The organism is Bacillus sp. GW823-FHT06A10 (assembly GCF_058795375.1).
On record NZ_JBXAHT010000001.1, the window covers coordinates 2,794,002 to 2,811,005 of the forward strand.

General features: G+C 34.6%; 12 protein-coding genes. 1 reads left to right on the forward strand and 11 read right to left on the reverse strand.

Annotation, left to right across the window (positions count from 1 at the left end):
* Window positions 1–36: 36 nt before the first annotated feature.
* The 4 genes from AC1Q8M_RS14130 to AC1Q8M_RS14145 form a co-directional block, all read right to left on the reverse strand.
* The gene (locus tag AC1Q8M_RS14130; protein WP_098360623.1) at window positions 37–3,399 is read right to left on the reverse strand and encodes a tubulin-like doman-containing protein; all 3,363 of its coding nucleotides are present in this window, start codon (window positions 3,397–3,399) and stop codon (window positions 37–39) included.
* 79 nt (window positions 3,400–3,478) lie between these two features.
* Window positions 3,479–5,575 carry a vWA domain-containing protein gene (locus tag AC1Q8M_RS14135; RefSeq protein ID WP_061660597.1) on the reverse strand — a complete coding sequence of 699 codons (2,097 nt, stop codon included), beginning with the start codon at window positions 5,573–5,575 and terminating at the stop codon, window positions 3,479–3,481.
* Between the two features lie 256 nt (window positions 5,576–5,831).
* The gene (locus AC1Q8M_RS14140) at window positions 5,832–6,170 is read right to left on the reverse strand and encodes a VOC family protein (protein WP_000511529.1); all 339 of its coding nucleotides are present in this window, start codon (window positions 6,168–6,170) and stop codon (window positions 5,832–5,834) included.
* A 225-nt stretch (window positions 6,171–6,395) separates the two neighbouring features.
* Entirely contained in the window at window positions 6,396–6,731 is a 336-nt protein-coding gene (locus AC1Q8M_RS14145) for a hypothetical protein (RefSeq protein WP_098360622.1), read from the reverse strand.
* Window positions 6,732–6,865: 134 nt separating this feature from the next.
* On the opposite strand from AC1Q8M_RS14145, the gene AC1Q8M_RS14150 reads away from it, so the two are divergent.
* Window positions 6,866–7,261 carry a hypothetical protein gene (locus AC1Q8M_RS14150; protein WP_053563839.1) on the forward strand — a complete coding sequence of 132 codons (396 nt, stop codon included), beginning with the start codon at window positions 6,866–6,868 and terminating at the stop codon, window positions 7,259–7,261.
* Between the two features lie 40 nt (window positions 7,262–7,301).
* Here the strand turns inward: AC1Q8M_RS14150 and AC1Q8M_RS14155 are convergent, their stop codons facing one another.
* The 7 genes from AC1Q8M_RS14155 to AC1Q8M_RS14185 form a co-directional block, all read right to left on the reverse strand.
* Window positions 7,302–8,021, reverse strand: coding sequence for a class I SAM-dependent methyltransferase (locus tag AC1Q8M_RS14155; protein ID WP_071714658.1), 720 nt, complete (start codon window positions 8,019–8,021; stop codon window positions 7,302–7,304).
* Between the two features lie 115 nt (window positions 8,022–8,136).
* Window positions 8,137–9,843 (reverse strand): peptide ABC transporter substrate-binding protein, encoded by a 1,707-nt coding sequence (locus AC1Q8M_RS14160; RefSeq protein ID WP_000728481.1) that lies wholly within the window; start codon window positions 9,841–9,843, stop codon window positions 8,137–8,139.
* 292 nt (window positions 9,844–10,135) lie between these two features.
* Window positions 10,136–11,842, reverse strand: a complete 1,707-nt coding sequence (locus AC1Q8M_RS14165; protein ID WP_000728443.1) for a peptide ABC transporter substrate-binding protein — start codon at window positions 11,840–11,842, stop codon at window positions 10,136–10,138.
* 371 nt (window positions 11,843–12,213) lie between these two features.
* Entirely contained in the window at window positions 12,214–13,926 is a 1,713-nt protein-coding gene (locus tag AC1Q8M_RS14170; RefSeq protein WP_000727534.1) for a peptide ABC transporter substrate-binding protein, read from the reverse strand.
* A 348-nt stretch (window positions 13,927–14,274) separates the two neighbouring features.
* Window positions 14,275–15,312 carry an LCP family protein gene (locus AC1Q8M_RS14175; protein ID WP_098855659.1) on the reverse strand — a complete coding sequence of 346 codons (1,038 nt, stop codon included), beginning with the start codon at window positions 15,310–15,312 and terminating at the stop codon, window positions 14,275–14,277.
* A 17-nt stretch (window positions 15,313–15,329) separates the two neighbouring features.
* Complete coding sequence (locus AC1Q8M_RS14180) at window positions 15,330–16,328, reverse strand: anti-sigma factor (protein ID WP_492334156.1); 999 nt, start codon at window positions 16,326–16,328, stop codon at window positions 15,330–15,332.
* 12 nt (window positions 16,329–16,340) lie between these two features.
* Window positions 16,341–16,874 carry an RNA polymerase sigma factor gene (locus AC1Q8M_RS14185; protein WP_065229191.1) on the reverse strand — a complete coding sequence of 178 codons (534 nt, stop codon included), beginning with the start codon at window positions 16,872–16,874 and terminating at the stop codon, window positions 16,341–16,343.
* Window positions 16,875–17,004: the final 130 nt, after the last annotated feature.

Sequence of the window (17,004 nt, forward strand, 5' to 3'; positions counted from 1 at the left end):
TTGTATTGCCACTTTTAAGGATTCCCTTTTCATTCACTATACATTCGTTTTTGGCGTTTCTTCTTCATCTTGAATACTTAATAAATTTTGCCATTTTTTATACGGAGCGCTATTTGGATCTACATATCCTTTCGCATGCGAGCGATCCCACAATTGTTTAATAAACATTTCTTTCTCTTTCTTTGCAACCATATCAGCACCTGTACCGTAATAGTTCTGGAAATACAACTCGATTTCATCAAGGAATAGTCTTAATAATTCATCTGATGTTTCTTCTAACGTCGGATCATACTTCGCTTCACGGTCATACATTAAAATCATGTCTAAAAGATTGTGGACATGTTCTTTTCTAAGCCATCTTACATCTTGGGCTCCTAATACGAACGGATGTGTATATAAATGTCCACCTTGTATCATCGCCTTTTCTTGCTCTTCTTCAAATCGTGACAAGATGTTTTCATAAATAAACGGATTATGAAGCAATGCTCTGTGTAATTTATAACTTTCGCTTGAAATATTTTTCCCCATCGACTGAATTAAAAAGCTACGTCCCACACCGTTATATTGATACACAAACTGTCCATCAACAGCAACTAAACTAATCCAGCGATACATATATGCGTATAGTAATGCACGATTACATTTATCATAATCTAATTTTGTTTGAGTCGCATTCAAATCTGGCATAAAGGCTGGTAAGTGCCAATACTTATCTAAATGCGGCGTTAAACTAGATTTTTTACTATTTAATTTGTTTACACGGCGATAATACGATTGGAAATAGTCCCCTTTATCATTCATAAATCCGTTTGAAATATGTCCTGATGATAATTTAGGAAAATCTTGCAGCGATAAGCCATAATGTGCTCGATAACAGATCACTTCAAATGGCGAAAAGGCTTCGTGTACTGTATCTTTTTCTTTAAACATTTCTTGAATCAATTCCTCTTGTAGCTCTTTCTTTAAAGAAGGATGTATACCCCAATATTGTAATTCCCTATGATGAGCAACTTTCGGAATGAACGGACTTGCTAAATGGCACAGGTCTTCAATTTTTTCACGCACGTATTCATTGCGATCACGTTTCTTATAATCTGCTTCTTTTCGCAATGCTTCAATAATATTCAATTCTAATTTATCACGATAGCGTACTTGCAGTTCGTCATAACAATAGCTCAGTATATGTTCGCGATAGAAATCCTCTACCTTTTTCGACTGAATCTCTTCTGTTTTCGCATCACGACAATATTCCCCATACAAACTCATATAAATTTCCGCTGATATATCTTTCGGTAGTACACCTAAATTTAAATGTTGCTGCATATCTTGCCATATCTTTTCTTGCAGCTGTTCCTCTGCTAATACATATACATTCGTCGGGTTTGTTTTCCCTTCAAATTCCTTACTGCGCTTTTGGATTTCAAACAATAAATTTTCACGTGTTTCATGTAAATTATCAAAAAATCTTTCCCAATATTGAATCATTTTATTAACTGCCTGATATAGCGATTGATACACAAGTTCTAATAGCATTTCTTTTCGATATTCATTTAATTTGTGTACATATTGCGTTACGATGTCTTCAAATTCTCTTTTGAATAAACGTTGCTGATTATTAATCATTTTTCCGAACCAGCCTTGTTGTTGAGCAATTTCTACTCGGCGTACAGCCGTTACCGTGCCATCGATATTACCTACATTAAATTTTTTATCGTAGTTTTGAATTACATTACGCTTTTGTTCATTATTTTCATGTAATCGATTCATTTTTTCTACTAACTGTTTTCGAATTTCATATAACATAAAACGTGCTGCTACTGGGTGAACTGGATCTGTTTTCTTTAAAAACCATGTATTTAATTGATAGGACTGCCCTTCAGAACCACTTGGTGAAAAGCGGTCTGATTCAATCATGTCATATAAAAGTGTCGTTACATGTTCATGTACACGGCTCGGAATCGCATATGCATATAAGCGAACCGCATGATCCACTCTTGCCACTTCACCTTTCATTTGTTCCATCATTTTCAGTTTCGCAGCTGAAATTTTACACTCATGTTGCAGACGATTTAATTCCTCATCTTTTTGCACCGTTCGTTGTACATAACTTTCTACAGCTTCTAAAAACAGTTTTGATTTCGCAACTCCGAGCTTACCACCTTCTGCTCCTTCACGTGTTTCATTGTACATTTGTCTATAGAAAATATGAGCTTGCTCTGGACGGGTAGCAAGATGCTCCAAGTCCTCTAAATAACTTTTACCTCTCTCCGGCTTTTCACGCTGCATCCCACGTTTTACATCTTGGTCGTATCTTTGCTTCTTCTCTTGAAACAGTTGATCTAAATGCAGCCACGATTCATCTAAACCTTGCACCGCCCATTTTAAAGCACAATATTTTAACACATGCTCATATGGATAAATGAGTTTTGCCGTTCCTGCCCCGCAATATCGTCCTTTTCCACTTGATTCTGCTAATTGCTGAATTTGATTGTCTTCCTGTGCAAAATGACTTGTAGACATCGGGCTAAATAACTGTAAATAAATTGTATTTGCCATCTGTTCCATATAGTCTGATAAATTGTGTAAATGGTGTCCATGTAGATTTTCGTAATCGTATAAGAAACAATAATTGTACGGTAAATGATGTTGTTTAATTGTATGATTCGTTCTTCCGTCTTCATCTACTTGATCAGGGCGATACTCTAATTCAATTGTTACGCCACCGCGTTTTGATAATTCTCCAGTAGAACCGAGCGTAATAGCATGTAATTCTTTTAACGATGCATAGCCATTTGCTTGCACCGTTTCAAACTCTTTCGCACTAACCGTTCTCGTCTTTACTAAAACATCCGGCATTAAAAACGCACCGCGTATTAAAATGTTATGATGCTGCAATTTCTTCCGAAGCATTTCACGTAAATATAATGCAATTTGCAGAAACATCCCTGAACCTGTTCCGCCTGCTAGTGATGTTACTATAATGACACGCACACCATATTCCGTTTGATCACTTGTAACCGGAAAAATTTTCTCGATTTCTTGCCAAAAAGACGTCAATTTATCTTCTTTCATCGCAGCACGTAATGCTAAACGTGAAATGACGCGTAACTGTCCTGCTCCTTCTGTTAATGGCTTATCAAGTATAGTCGGATCCATCGGAAACCACTCTGGGATCGTTGGATCTCCCGCAATATACTCCCTAGGCGTTTTACTAGAACTTGTTTGTGTCTTAAACTTTCGAATATGATCAAATTTACTTAATGTATTCACATCTGTATCAAATACGTGCATTGCTACCTTTTTCCGGCGCTCTTCAGGCAATTTTTCATATATTTGATGCGTCACAGTACTACCGATTCCACCTAAACCAATTAATATTGTTGGAACTTGTAATGTCATGTGAACCACCTTCCTATTCTTGCTTGTTTGAAAAAAGGGAAAGAGAATCAATACTCCATCCCCGTCTTATCCCTATCTACTATTCACATTCATACTTGTAAATCTCCTTACCATATCCTCTATCAATTAGTAAAAGTTCATTTGGATATAGTGTCTTATGTTCCATTCCTACTTCATCTTTTGTTATAAACATCCCATCAATAATCATTCCAACTACTTGTGATTCTTTCGCTACAAAGACAGATTTCGAACCTTTCTTCGCTATAAACGTAACGGATTGCACTGTTTTTCTTTCTGCTCTAAATGGGATACCAAAATAATGGTTCCACCATTTATTTCGAAGTAATTCTGGCTCTGATTGATATAGCCAATCTTTCGCTACCTCTTGATCCCATTCATAATACAGTAGTGCCTTCCGGTGAAATCTCGGCCGAACAATCCATCCTAAAACAATGATTCCTACTACTAGCAGTAATAAAGTGATAGGAATGACAAACTTAAAAATAAGCGCATATTTTTCATAAAACGGAGCATCTTGAATATGGAATGTTATGTTTTTCTTTACTTCTTGTAATTTTGAATCCTGCATTACGATGGTAGCTTCTACGGTGCCGGTATCTGTAAAATTAAATGTGTCGGAGTAATAGGGACGAGGATAAACATAGATTTGATTTCCATGTTGCTTTATTTCATAATTGATTGATTGTTTAGATGTGACACCAGTAGATTTTAATAGTTTTTTTACAGCTTCTTCTGTCATCGGCTTACCATCTAACTGTGGCTGCAAAACAAATGGTTTACTATTCTCTAAATTTGTCACTTTTTCTTCATAATCTTTTGTAACAGTTTGAAGTGATAATTTCGGTTTCTCAGCTGTTTCAATTTTAAATTCTTTCGTCTGTCTATAAAACCCCTTTATATTCATATGAACTTTCCCGCGTACTAACCCTTTACCAAGCTTAGTTTCGTAATAAAACACATGCCTTTTATCGTCCCACTTCATCGGATATTGTTTTCCGTCTATTTCTACTTCTGCCTGAAAGTAAGAAGACTGAACTGGCAACTCCGTAGGCTTCGCTTCAATAACAGCAGTAACCCCTTCGTGCATTTCCTCTACATTTTTTTGACTACTATCATCTTTGTCATAAGTAGAAACCGTATAATTAAGCGCTGGTTCAACTAGTACTTGTAGTCCTTCTTTCTCAATGTCCTGGTCTACTTCTATCGTATAAGTTCCTGGTTTAATAACTTCCTGATTTTCCGTACTTATATGAACTATATTTCCGAACAATTTTGCTTCTCCTGGTGCATGTATGGAAAAAGAAGATTGTAATTGTAATGGTTTAGAAATTTGTGTGACCTGATAATCGGGCAGAGAAGGCGATTGTCGTACAAGCGTCATACGCTTTAATGGAAACGGTGTTGTAATCTCTACTCTTTTCCCCACTACTTTCGTTTTTACAATCGATTCAACAGAGGAGAATGGATCACGATTTGCAACTAATGCTGCCACTTGATTTACACTTTTTACAATGCCATCTTCTCCGCTTGACGGCATAGTAACACCATTTATCTCTTTCTTCCATATTTCTTTGAACGTGTTTAATTGTTCTTTTTCTTGTTGTCCTAAATCTTCTTCCATCGTAATTAAGACTGGGTGTAACGATATCTTTTTTGCATCCATTTCTTTCTTAAACTGGGCTAATTTCTGCAAAATTTGTTCTTTTCCGCCAACCTTATCTTTCTCTAAATCATTAAATGCCCCGTCAGTTAATACAATAAGCCAAAATTCACGTTTTCCATCTATATCTGCTTCCTTTTTTATAGATTGCATCGCCGTTTCTACCGCGCTAAATGGAGTATTTAAATACGTTTTCCACGCTCCAATTCCCTCAATTTCTGTTTGCCTTTTATCCTTCGTTAACGAAATGTTTAATGGATCATTCGGCTTACTCATTGGAACGTAAGAAAATTTATCTTTTTCATCTAATAGCGCAACTAAACTTTGCAAAGCATAATTGGCATATTTCCAGCGATCGTTATTTCTCATGCTGCCCGAATCGTCATATACAAGTGAAACGACCCTTTCCTTTGCCTCCTCTCCTTTTGCAAAAGCTGATAAAGGTAAACATATAAATAGAAACAACATGAACGTGGCACAAATTCGGATTTTCATGATGAGGCTTCGCCACCTTTGTAGACAAATTCCTATGTTTAAATTTATGAGAGGAAACAAGATATATGACTTGTATTTTAGGACAACTAACCCACCATAACTTTATTATGTAAACAGATTATACACTTGGTAATATTCCTTCTAGCATTCTCTATCCAATTATATAAGTAAAAAAGCCTGTTTAAGCTCCACGCTTAAAACAGACTTTTCCTACTTTTTATTTTAAAAACACATAACAAAAAGTTTGATTTTTAACTTAACACATCACTTCTATTTTAAATCCACCGGGTGCTTCAACGTAAAACGTATACGCATGGGCTTGCTTAGGAGGCTCGACCAAAAATCCATCTTCCTTCAATCTTTGATTTATCTTATCTACTTGTTCTTCACTTTCTTGTGGAAATCCTACGTGAAATGTTTTTGGATACTGAACTTCTTTTCCTTTCATTAAAGTTAGTATAAATCCATCATTATCACGCATAACTGCAAAGGCATTCCCCCTTGTTCCACTACAAATTAAACCAAAATACCTCTCTAAAAACTCTCTAGATGCTGTTACATCTGTAACTGTTAAATTAAGATGTTTAATTCCCAATCCTTCACCTTCTTTCTCAATTTTCTAATATTTTATCATATAAAGTGAAACTTGAATCAGTGGAAGTTTTGTTCATCTCCCACTGATTATTGGCCCTCACCAATCGGGATCTTACGGGCAACAGGGCCCCCACCTAACTTCTTTGCTTCCGCTGAATTTTGAGGTGAAGGTCTTACTGCCCACAAATAGCGGGACAAATAAAAAACACGCCTTTCACAGCGTGTTTCATTTCTTCACATACACTTCAACAATCGGATTATCTTTATGATCCGCATGCAAGCGTATATTCGCTTCACTTGTATTATAAATACTAGCTAATAACATTATCGTTAACACATTAGGTATCTTCGCATCACTTCCGTATTTTCTCTCAAGCCCTTCCTTATATTCAAAATCTAAATCCCCCTGCACATATGTATACACTTCAAAACCATCTTCTAAATTGCAAACTACTGTATCAATAATATCTGCTCCTACTTGCTTCTTCATTTCCTCTCGCAACGCTTCAATAAATTCTTCCCACGGTACTTCGTATGTCTGAAACTGATCTGTAGATTTCATGCCTTTTCCTCCTTATATATCCTCTTCTTATATTTCCCCTTTCCTATAACAATTATGATAGATAGGACATTCGTACAAGCCGCACTTGTCCCCCTTACATATCGTATTACTGTAATGCGGAAGGAGGAAAGAACATGCATAGACAAAAATGTTATGATACATGCCGACGTTATTTCGGAAAAGTTGTTCGGATTGAAGACCGTGATGGCCGTATACATTTAGGTAAAATAATTGATTTGACACAAAACTCTGTATGGATCGAACCGGTGCAACAGCGCTCATCTTTTGATTCAGGATTCGGATACTATGATGCTTATGCAAACGGTGGTTGTGACCTTTGCGGCGGCCTTAGCAGATGTGATAGTTGCGGATTTGGATGCGGTGGTGGATTTAGCAGCTGCGGATGTGGTGGCCGTGGTTGCGGTAGTTGTGGTGGCGGCGGCTGGGGTGGCGGCGGTTGTGGCTGGGGTGTTGAACTCGGATTTGGTTTCATCTTCGGAATCACATTAGCTGCATTATTTTTCATTTAACATAGTAAAGAGTTGGCTACCTTTAGCCAACTCTTTTTCTTTATTTTTCACATATAAAAATACGATGCCCTAAAATGTGTTGGTACATAAGCCGTACATTTTCATGCTGTACCCACGCCTCATATAACTCATTCGGAATATGTGAGGATACATTCCATTCTGGCTCTTCTACATAGCCAGAGATTGTTTCTGCAATCGTGCCACCGCCAGCAATTGTGATTCTTTTAAAATTTGCTTTCTGAAATAATTGTACCCACTCATTCTCAGTTAATAGTTCTTTCATGCCATATAATTGGGCGATTTTTTCTTCCTCACCCTTATCAATGTGCCTATCAATAATCATTTCAATGACAACAAGCTTACCATCCTGCTGTAATACACGATAACACTCCGAGATAACCCTTTCTTTCTCTGTAAAAGCGATGATTGATTCTCCAAGTACGAACTCAAATGAGTTATTCAAACAAGGTAATTGCTCTACACTTCCTTCAATTAATTGTATAGCTAACCCTTCAAACAACCATCTATCTTTTGCCTTTTGAATCATAATTTCATTCTTTTCAACAGTTGTTACTTTATAACCAAATTCCCTTGTCATATATGCCGCTGTTTTTCCCGTACCGCAACCTATTTCAAGGACATTCGCTCCATATTTAAAAGGCAGTTGTGCTAACAATTGTTTTGTTAACGTAAAACCACCAGGATGAGCACTTCCTATTCCGTAATAAGCTAGGAAATCGATGTATGTGTTTCGCTTCATAGGACTCTCCTTCAAGTTTTCTATAATACATATATTCATCCTCAAAAAAATAGTGCACAGAAAAAAAAGCATTTTCAAGTGCAATGTTGCAACTTGAAAACGCTTTTTTCTTTTACTATTTCTCTTCTACATACGCCCATTTGAAACTATATTCCGGACTAATATTATGTTTTACAATTCCCTTTACATTTGGTTTCATAACATACGATCTACCACTTTGATATAAAGGTACGAGCGCTACATCTTCTTCAAGTAACAATTTTTCTGCTTTCCCTAGCTCTGTCCAACGTTTTTTTGCATCAGCCATCCATTCCGTCTTACTTTTATTAATAATGTCATCATATTTTGAATTTGAATAGCTCATCTGATTCTGTGAATTTTTCGTTTCAAACATATCAAGATATGTCATTGGATCCGCATAATCTGGATTCCAGCCACCATATGAGAAATCATAATCTTGGTCTGATTCTAATTTTAGTTTTTGCTTAAATGGCTGAAGTTTAATATTTACTGTTACACCCTTTAAATTCTTTTCAATTTGATCTTTTACATACTCCCCAACCTTTTTCGCATTACCAGTATCATAATTTAATAGCTCTATTGTCACTTGATCTTTTCCAAGTTCTTTTTTCGCAGCTTCCCAGGCTGCTGCTGCCTTTTTAGAGTCTTGTTTAAAACCATTTTTAAACGTTTCTGCGAAATCTTTACCGTCTGGTCCAGCTGCTAAACCTTTTGGTACTAAATAATCCACTGGTTTTGAACCATCATTTAAAATGACATTCGTTAAAGCTTTCTTATCGATTGATAATGCAATTGCTTCACGTAATTTTTTACTCTTTAACGGTGTATCTTGCCCACCACGTTTTTGATTTAGACGCAAGTAAAACGTACTTGTTTCTGAATATGCACCAAACTCTTCTTTATTATTTCTATACTTATCAACAAATTCACCTGATAAAAGTGTAAAATCAATCGCACCTGTATCATATAAATTTACTCTTGTAGCTGGTTCTTTTACTACACTATAGTTGATTTCTTCTAGTTTTACAGTCTTTTTATCCCAATACTGATCATTTTTCTTTAATTTCCAACCTTGTTCATGCTTCCAATCAGTAAGTACAAACGGTCCATTATAAACTGTCGTATCAGACTCTAAACCGTATTTATCTCCTTTTTCTTTTACGAACTTTTCATTTAATGGATAGTATGACGCGAATGCCATTAAATTTAAGAAATATGGTACTGGTCTCTCTAGTTCAACTTCCAGCGTATAATCATCTACCGCTTTTACACCTAATGTAGAAACTTCTGCTTTCCCTTGATTTATTGCCTCTGCATTTTTAAGATAGTAAGCAATAAACGCATACTCAGCAGCTGTTTTTGGATCTACTAGACGTTGCCATGCAAATACGAAATCTTTCGCTGTTACAGGATCACCGTTTGACCATTTTGCATCTTTTCGTAATTTGAATGTATATTTTTTGCCATCCTCGCTTTTCGTACTAGATTCTGCCGCCGCTGGAATTGGCTTGTTATCTTTATCTAGACGATATAACCCTTCCATCGTGTTTCCTAAAATTTGAGAACCTAACGTATCTGTATTTTTAGAAGTATCCATCGTCGGAATTTCATTCGTTTCTGTACGATTCATTACTTGCTTTGCCGCATATTTAATATCGGATTTTTTCTCTTCCCCGCCACTATTAGATGTCGTAGTCGTTTTCTTCTCCCCACCAGAAGATCCAGAACATGCTGTTAACGCCACACTCATTGCTAATACTGGCGCTACAACCGCCGTAAACTTTTTCATCTTTTTCTTCATTTTTGTACCCTCCCCAATTATATGTACGAAACTAACTTTGAGAGATTTCCAATTTAAATTATCAGAAAATTATTACTAATTATTATTCTACTAATTTTTCTCGAATTGTAAAGTATTTTTAAAAATATTCATAATAATTAATTTATTTACTTCAATAACAATCTATTACTACTATACGAATTCTCCCACATCTACTATATGTAAGTACCACTTTTCTTATTCTTCTCTATTTAATTTAATAGTAAAAGAGCGTTCTAAAAGTCATTATCTACCTTTAAAACGCTCTTATTTATTATTTCCCTTCCGTTACATAAGCCCACTTAAAGCTATATTCTGGACTGATGTTATGTTTCACAATTCCTTTAACATTCGGTTTCATTACATACGCTCTACCTGTTTGATATAAAGGAATTAATCCTGCATCTTCTTCAAGGAACAATTTCTCTGCTTTTCCTAACGTTTCCCAACGCTTCTTGGGATCAGACAATAATTCATTACCTGCTTTCGCTACCATTTCATCATATTTTGGATTCGAATAACTCATTTGGTTATATGGGCTCTTCGATTCAAACATATCAATAAACGTCATTGGATCCGAATAATCTGGGCTCCAACCTGCAAATGAAACTTCATAATCTTGCGCTGACTCTAATTTCAGTTTTTGTTTGAACGGCTGAATTTTCGTGTTAACCGTTACACCTTTTAAGTTTTTCTCAATTTGATCTTTAAAATAGTCAGCAATTTTTTTCGCAGTTCCATCATCATAGCTTAGTAGTTCAATTGTCACTTGATCTTTCCCAAGTTCTTTTTTCGCTGCTTCCCAAGCTGCTGCACCTTTTTTCGGATCATATTTTAGACCATTTTTAAATGTATCTTGGTAATCTTTACCGTCAGGCCCTGTCGCAAGCCCTTTTGGTACTAATTGATCTGTCGCTTTTGAACCGTTATTTAAAATAACGTTCGCTAAACCTTTTTTATCAATTGATAATGCGATTGCTTCACGTAGTTTTTTGCTCTTTAACGGTGTATCTTGTCCGTTACGCTTTTGATTTAAACGTAAGAAGAATGTACTTGCTTCTGAATACTCACCGTACTCCTCTTTGTTCGATTTATATTTATCAACGAATTCTCCTGATAATAGTGTAAAATCAATTGATCCTGTATCATATAAGTTTACTTTCGTCGCAACTTCTTTTACTACACTATAGTTAATTTCTTCTAATTTCACAGTCTTTTTATCCCAATACTGATCATTTCTCTTTAATTGCCATCCTTGTTCATGTTTCCATGACGCCATAACGAACGGTCCGTTATACAACGTTGTATCTGCTTCTAAACCGAACTTATCTCCTTTTTCTTTTACGAACTTTTCATTTAAAGGATAGTACGATGGGAATGCCATTAAATTCAAGAAATACGGTACTGGCTTTTCTAATTCTACTTCTAGCGTATAATCATCTACCGCTTTTGCTCCTAAATCTGTTAGAGGTTTTTCACCTTTATTAATTGCTTCTGCATTTTTAATATAGAAAGCGATAAACGCATATTCTGCAGCTGTATTTTTATCGAGTAAGCGCTGCCATCCGTATACGAAATCTTTCGCTGTTACAGGATCACCGTTTGACCATTTTGCATCTTTTCGTAGTTTAAATGTATATTTTTTGCCATCCTCGCTTTTCGTACTAGATTCTGCCACAGCTGGGATTGGCTTATTATCTTTATCTAATCGATATAAACCTTCCATTGTGTTCCCTAAAATTTGAGAACCTAATGTATCAGTAGATTTTGAAACATCCATCGTCGGAATTTCTTGATTTTCTGTACGATTTAATACTTGTTTCGCTGCATATTTAATTTCAGCTTTTTTCTCTTCCCCACCACCACTAGACGTCGTAGTTGATTTCTTCTCCCCACCAGATCCAGAACACGCTGTCAACGCCATACTCATTGCTAAAACTGGCGCTACAACCGCCGTGAACTTTTTCATCTTTTTCTTCATTTTTGTACCCTCCCCAATTATATGTACGAAACCATTTTTGATAGACTTTCTAATAAATAGTTATCAGAAAATTCTTATTAATTAATATTCTACTATTTTTTCCGCTTTTGTAAAGTTATTTTTAAAATATTCTAAAAATTATTTTTTTACTATAGTAAAACGTATTTTTTACAATTGTCATGATACAAATTCTTCCTTACATCTATCGATTTATTTACATGTAATCTCATAATAAAAAGAGCATTCCAAAAGTAAATAGTCTACTTTTGGAATGCTCTATCATTTATCTTTCTATTGTACGAGATTCTCACTACAAAATAAGCTAAGAAACTTGTATACATCCACTTAAAGATAACATTACTGTTTAAAAATTATTTTCCATCTTTTTCAGTCATATATGCCCACTTGAAGCTATACTCTGGGCTAATGTTATGGTGAACGATGCCTTTTGCATTTGGTTTTTGAACATATGCATCACCACGTTGGTATAAAGGTACAAGTGCTACATCTTTCTCAAGAAGTAATTTCTCAGCTTTTCCTAGCTCTTCCCAACGTTTCTTCGCGTCACCCATTAATTCTCCACCAGCTTTTTTAATCATATCATCATACTTAGAATCAGCGAAGCTCATTTGGTTATGAGAATGATTAGACTGGAACATATCTAAGAATGTCATTGGGTCAGCGTAGTCAGGTCCCCAACCAGCAAATGATAAATCATAATCTTGCTCTGTTTCTAATTTTAACTTTTGTTTGAATGGCTGAAGTTTAATATTAACTGTTACACCTTTTAAGTTTTTCTCGATCTGGTCTTTTACATATTCTCCAACTTTTTTCGCATTACCAGTATCATAGTTTAATAGCTCAATTGTAACTTGGTCTTTTCCAAGTTCTTTTTTCGCTTCATTCCATGCAGCTGCTGCTTTTTTCGCATCTGGCTTAATACCATTTTTAAATGTTTCTTGGAAATCTTTACCATCAGGTCCGGTTGCTAATCCTTTTGGTACTAAGAAGTCCGCAGGTTTAGATCCATCATTTAAAATTACATTTGATAGATTTTTCTTATCAATAGAAAGCGCGATTGCTTCACGTAATTTTTGGCTCTTTAACGGTGTATCTTGTCCGCCACGTTTTTGGTTCAGACGTAAGAAGTATGTGCTTACTTGTGAATATGTGCCAAACTCTTCTTTATTATTTCTATACTTATCAACGAATTCACCTGATAGAAGTGCAAAATCAATTGCATTTGTATCATATAAATTTACTCTTGTAGCTACTTCTTTTACTACACTATAGTTAATTTCATCTAGTTTTACAGTCTTTTTATCCCAATATTGGTCGTTTTTCTTTAATTTCCAACCTTGCTCATGCTTCCAATCAGTAAGAACGAACGGTCCGTTATATACTGTTGTATCAGACTCTAAACCATATTTATCTCCTTTTTCCTTCACGAACTTCTCATTTAATGGATAGTACGATGGGAACGCTACTAAGTTTAAGAAGTATGGTACTGCTTGTTCTAACTCAACTTCAAGCGTATAGTCATCTACCGCTTTTACTCCTAGCTCTGCTACAGGTTTTTCACCTTTATTCACCGCTTCCGCATTTTTAATTGGAAATGCAATAAATGCATACTCAGCAGCTGTTTTTGGATCTAATAAGCGTTGCCATGCATATGCAAAATCTTTCGCTGTTACAGGATCACCATTTGACCATTTTGCATCTTTACGTAGTTTAAATGTATATTTTTTACCATCCTCACTCTTCGTGCTTGATTCTGCAGCAGCTGGGATTGGTTTGTTATCTTTATCTAATCGATATAAACCTTCCATTGTGTTCCCTAAAATTTGAGAACCTAATGTATCTGTATTTTTAGAAGTATCCATTGTTGGAATCTCATTTGTTTCAGTACGATTTAGTACTTGTTTTGCTGCTAATTTTCCTTCTGATTTACTATCTCCACCAGAGCTAGAATTTGTGCTTGTCTTCTTATCTCCACCTGATGTAGAACATGCTGTTAATGCCATACTCATTGCTAAAACTGGTACTACAACCGCTGTTAGTTTTTTCATTTTTTTCTTTTTCACTTTCTGTACCCTCCCTAATTCTTAACGCTCTCATTTAAGAATTTTCTGATGATTCTGTTTTTCTTTATATATTTATCAGAAGATTCTTATTAACTATTATTCTACTAATTTTTCGAGTTTTGTAAAGTGTTATTATTGAAAATTTTTAAAAAATTATTTTTTTACAGTAATATTCATAAAAATTACTTAACCTTTCGAAACACTATACCTCATGGAATTCTATGTATTGATTTAATAGTCTTTATATCCCTTCACTATAAAATAACTTGTAAATTATTGTTAATAAATAATGTATATTGTAACAAACCTCTTTTCTACAAAAATAAAAAAGCAGACATTTCGTCTGCTTTAATTCTCCTCAATTTGCTTTTCACTTAACCCTAGATGTGTTCTAAGAGTATTACTCAAACTCTGTAGATCTTTTTTATTAGGATTATAATAATATACACGTTGCCCGTTTGGGCCATTAGGTAAGTATAAATCATCACCAGCTAATTGTATTTTTTCAACTGAACCTTTTAAACCGTATTTATAAAAAGATAAAATATCATCCATTACTAAATTTGTTTTAAAATCACTATCAACCGCCTCAACTATTTTTTCTAGCTTCGTAATCGATCCTACACTTTTTAATTTACTTAAAATCGCTTCAATAACAAGTTGTTGGCGCTGTCCTCTCATTGCATCACTATCAATATGGCGCGTTCTTGCTAGTGCAAGTGCTTCTTCGCCATTTAATTTTTGTAATCCTTTTTTCAAATGAATCGCATCAGGTTCATCTTTACTATTTTGCTCCGTAAATTCAACCGGGACATCCACTTCAATACCATCTAACCCATCAACAATTTTAGTAAAGGAACCAAAATTAAATTTCACAAAATAATCAACGGGCACCTGTAACAATTTTTCTACCGCTTCCACAGAAGCTTGCGGTCCTCCATCTGTACCATTTTTAACGAAACCACTTCCATATGCATGGGTTATTTTATCTTTTTTCTTTTCAACTGGAACATATGTATATGTATCACGCGGTATGCTCGTTAATTTCACTGTTTTATCGTCTTTATTAAAAGTCGCTAACAATAATGCATCTGTATGAAATGCACCATTATATTCCTTTTGTCGTTCTTGATTTTCATCAATTCCCATAATTAAAAGTGAAACATGATTTGCAATTGGCTTTACAGATTTCTCACGTAAATTGGATTTTTCACCTCGTGCTAAATTCAAATTAGATTTTTGTACGAGACTAGAAGTTTTCATATATACATAGGCTCCATAGCCAATTCCACCAAATAGTAATACCGCCAGTAGTAAACTTATTATCGTTTTCTTTTTATATTTTTGCTTATTTTTCTCTTCTCTTAAAGATGAATGATTCTCCATTTACTCTCCTCCTGTTTCTATTCATCCAATATGTTTTTCATTCTTTCATATTTAGCGCTATCCTTTTGAAACATACTTTCTTTCAATCCCTTATCTATTTGTATCCATTCAGTCGTAACTGAATATTGAATCAAGCCTTCTTGAAAACTAAGAAATTTCAACATAATCCCTGTATTTTTCTCCACAACCATTTCGAATTTCCCTCTTAAATCTTCAGAGGTGCTAACAGGCATCTCTATGTTGATGACTCCTTCAATTTTGTAACAATCTAATCCAAGATATTTCGTTTCTTTATAATTCCAATCTTTATATCGAATTAACAAATCTGCGAATTCTGATTGAATACTATATTTAGCTAGCCCTATATATTCATCATCATATCGCTTTTTTTCACCTGCTTTTTTCAATAACCTTTCCGTAGGATTTAATTTTAATAGTTCATTGTTTCTTTCTTTCGGGTTCCATTTTGTCTCTTTATAGGTATACTTCTCATCATCAAACTCTTTTTTCTTGCCCTCGTTATATATAATTGTTCGTTTTTTCGCTAGTTTATCTTCTTTCGAAGAGATACCTCTTTGTTTTTCCGTATCAATCGCATACTTATATGTTGTAGCAATTCTTGATGAGCTAGAATATTCCTCAAATTGTCCTGAAATATTTTTAAAATAATCAATAAAATCTAGCATTTTTTGATGAATCTTTTCTTTATCTGGATAATGTACATTCGATTTTATTTCTTCTTCATTTTCAAAATCAGAAAACGCTTTTTTCTTTACATATTCAAATACTCCACCATTTTGCGCAAAACTTTGTATAGAAAACTCAGACATAGATACCACTGAAAGTATACAAACCGCTGCACTAATTATCATCATATGAATTTTGTAACTCTTCTTTTTTACCTTAAGATTATGTAGCGTGCCATTAATTTTTTCATTTAACTCTGGAGGTACTATAACATTTTCATCTTTTATTCTCTTCTTTAATTTCTCATCAAATAATTTTTCATTATCCATCCTTTACACCCCCTATTCCATCTTTAATCGTTTTTGTAGTTGTTCCCTCGCGCGTGACAATCTTGATTTCACTGTTCCTTTCGGTATTTCTAACAGCTTTGCTATACTCTCTTGATTCATATCTTCATAATAATAAAGCACCGTAACAGCTCTTAATTCTTCATGTAACGATTGAATCGCATTACACAAATCTATATCTTCATACTGATCACACGCACTCATATTGTAATCATTCTCTTCTGTCACAATTACATTTTTATACGCTCTAATAATATTGTTACACTCATTTATTAGTATTCGAATTAACCAAGTTTGAAAAAATTCTTCTTTTTTTAATTTTTTTATATTTTCATAGGCCTTTAAAATTGTTGTCTGTATCGCATCCTCTATATTTGTCTCATCACGTAACATCGCCTTTGCTATTCGATACATCTTCACTTTTTCTGTATGTATAAGCGCTATAAAAGCTTCATGATCACCTTTTTTCGCTAAAGCAACATCCGTTTCTTCTTTTATAATTATTTTATATAAAGGGATTACTTTCACAATTGCTCCTCCTGTTTCATCCTCACTTCATCACTTCCAATTTAACTTTACATGTATTAGACGTATGAACCTAGAAAAAGGTTCAATTTTTTGAATATTTTTGTAATCCAAAAGATAAATACCCTTTATA

What these genes read in the sequence shown, in the direction of transcription:
- AC1Q8M_RS14130 (WP_098360623.1), bottom strand. Translation starts at nt 3,399, where the DNA reads ATGACATTACAAGTTCCAACAATATTAATTGGTTTAGGTGGAATCGGT.
- AC1Q8M_RS14135 (WP_061660597.1), bottom strand. Translation starts at nt 5,575, where the DNA reads ATGAAAATCCGAATTTGTGCCACGTTCATGTTGTTTCTATTTATATGT.
- AC1Q8M_RS14145 (WP_098360622.1), bottom strand. Translation starts at nt 6,731, where the DNA reads ATGAAATCTACAGATCAGTTTCAGACATACGAAGTACCGTGGGAAGAA.
- AC1Q8M_RS14150 (WP_053563839.1), top strand. Translation starts at nt 6,866, where the DNA reads ATGCATAGACAAAAATGTTATGATACATGCCGACGTTATTTCGGAAAA.
- AC1Q8M_RS14155 (WP_071714658.1), bottom strand. Translation starts at nt 8,021, where the DNA reads ATGAAGCGAAACACATACATCGATTTCCTAGCTTATTACGGAATAGGA.
- AC1Q8M_RS14160 (WP_000728481.1), bottom strand. Translation starts at nt 9,843, where the DNA reads ATGAAGAAAAAGATGAAAAAGTTTACGGCGGTTGTAGCGCCAGTATTA.
- AC1Q8M_RS14165 (WP_000728443.1), bottom strand. Translation starts at nt 11,842, where the DNA reads ATGAAGAAAAAGATGAAAAAGTTCACGGCGGTTGTAGCGCCAGTTTTA.
- AC1Q8M_RS14175 (WP_098855659.1), bottom strand. Translation starts at nt 15,312, where the DNA reads ATGGAGAATCATTCATCTTTAAGAGAAGAGAAAAATAAGCAAAAATAT.
- AC1Q8M_RS14180 (WP_492334156.1), bottom strand. Translation starts at nt 16,328, where the DNA reads ATGGATAATGAAAAATTATTTGATGAGAAATTAAAGAAGAGAATAAAA.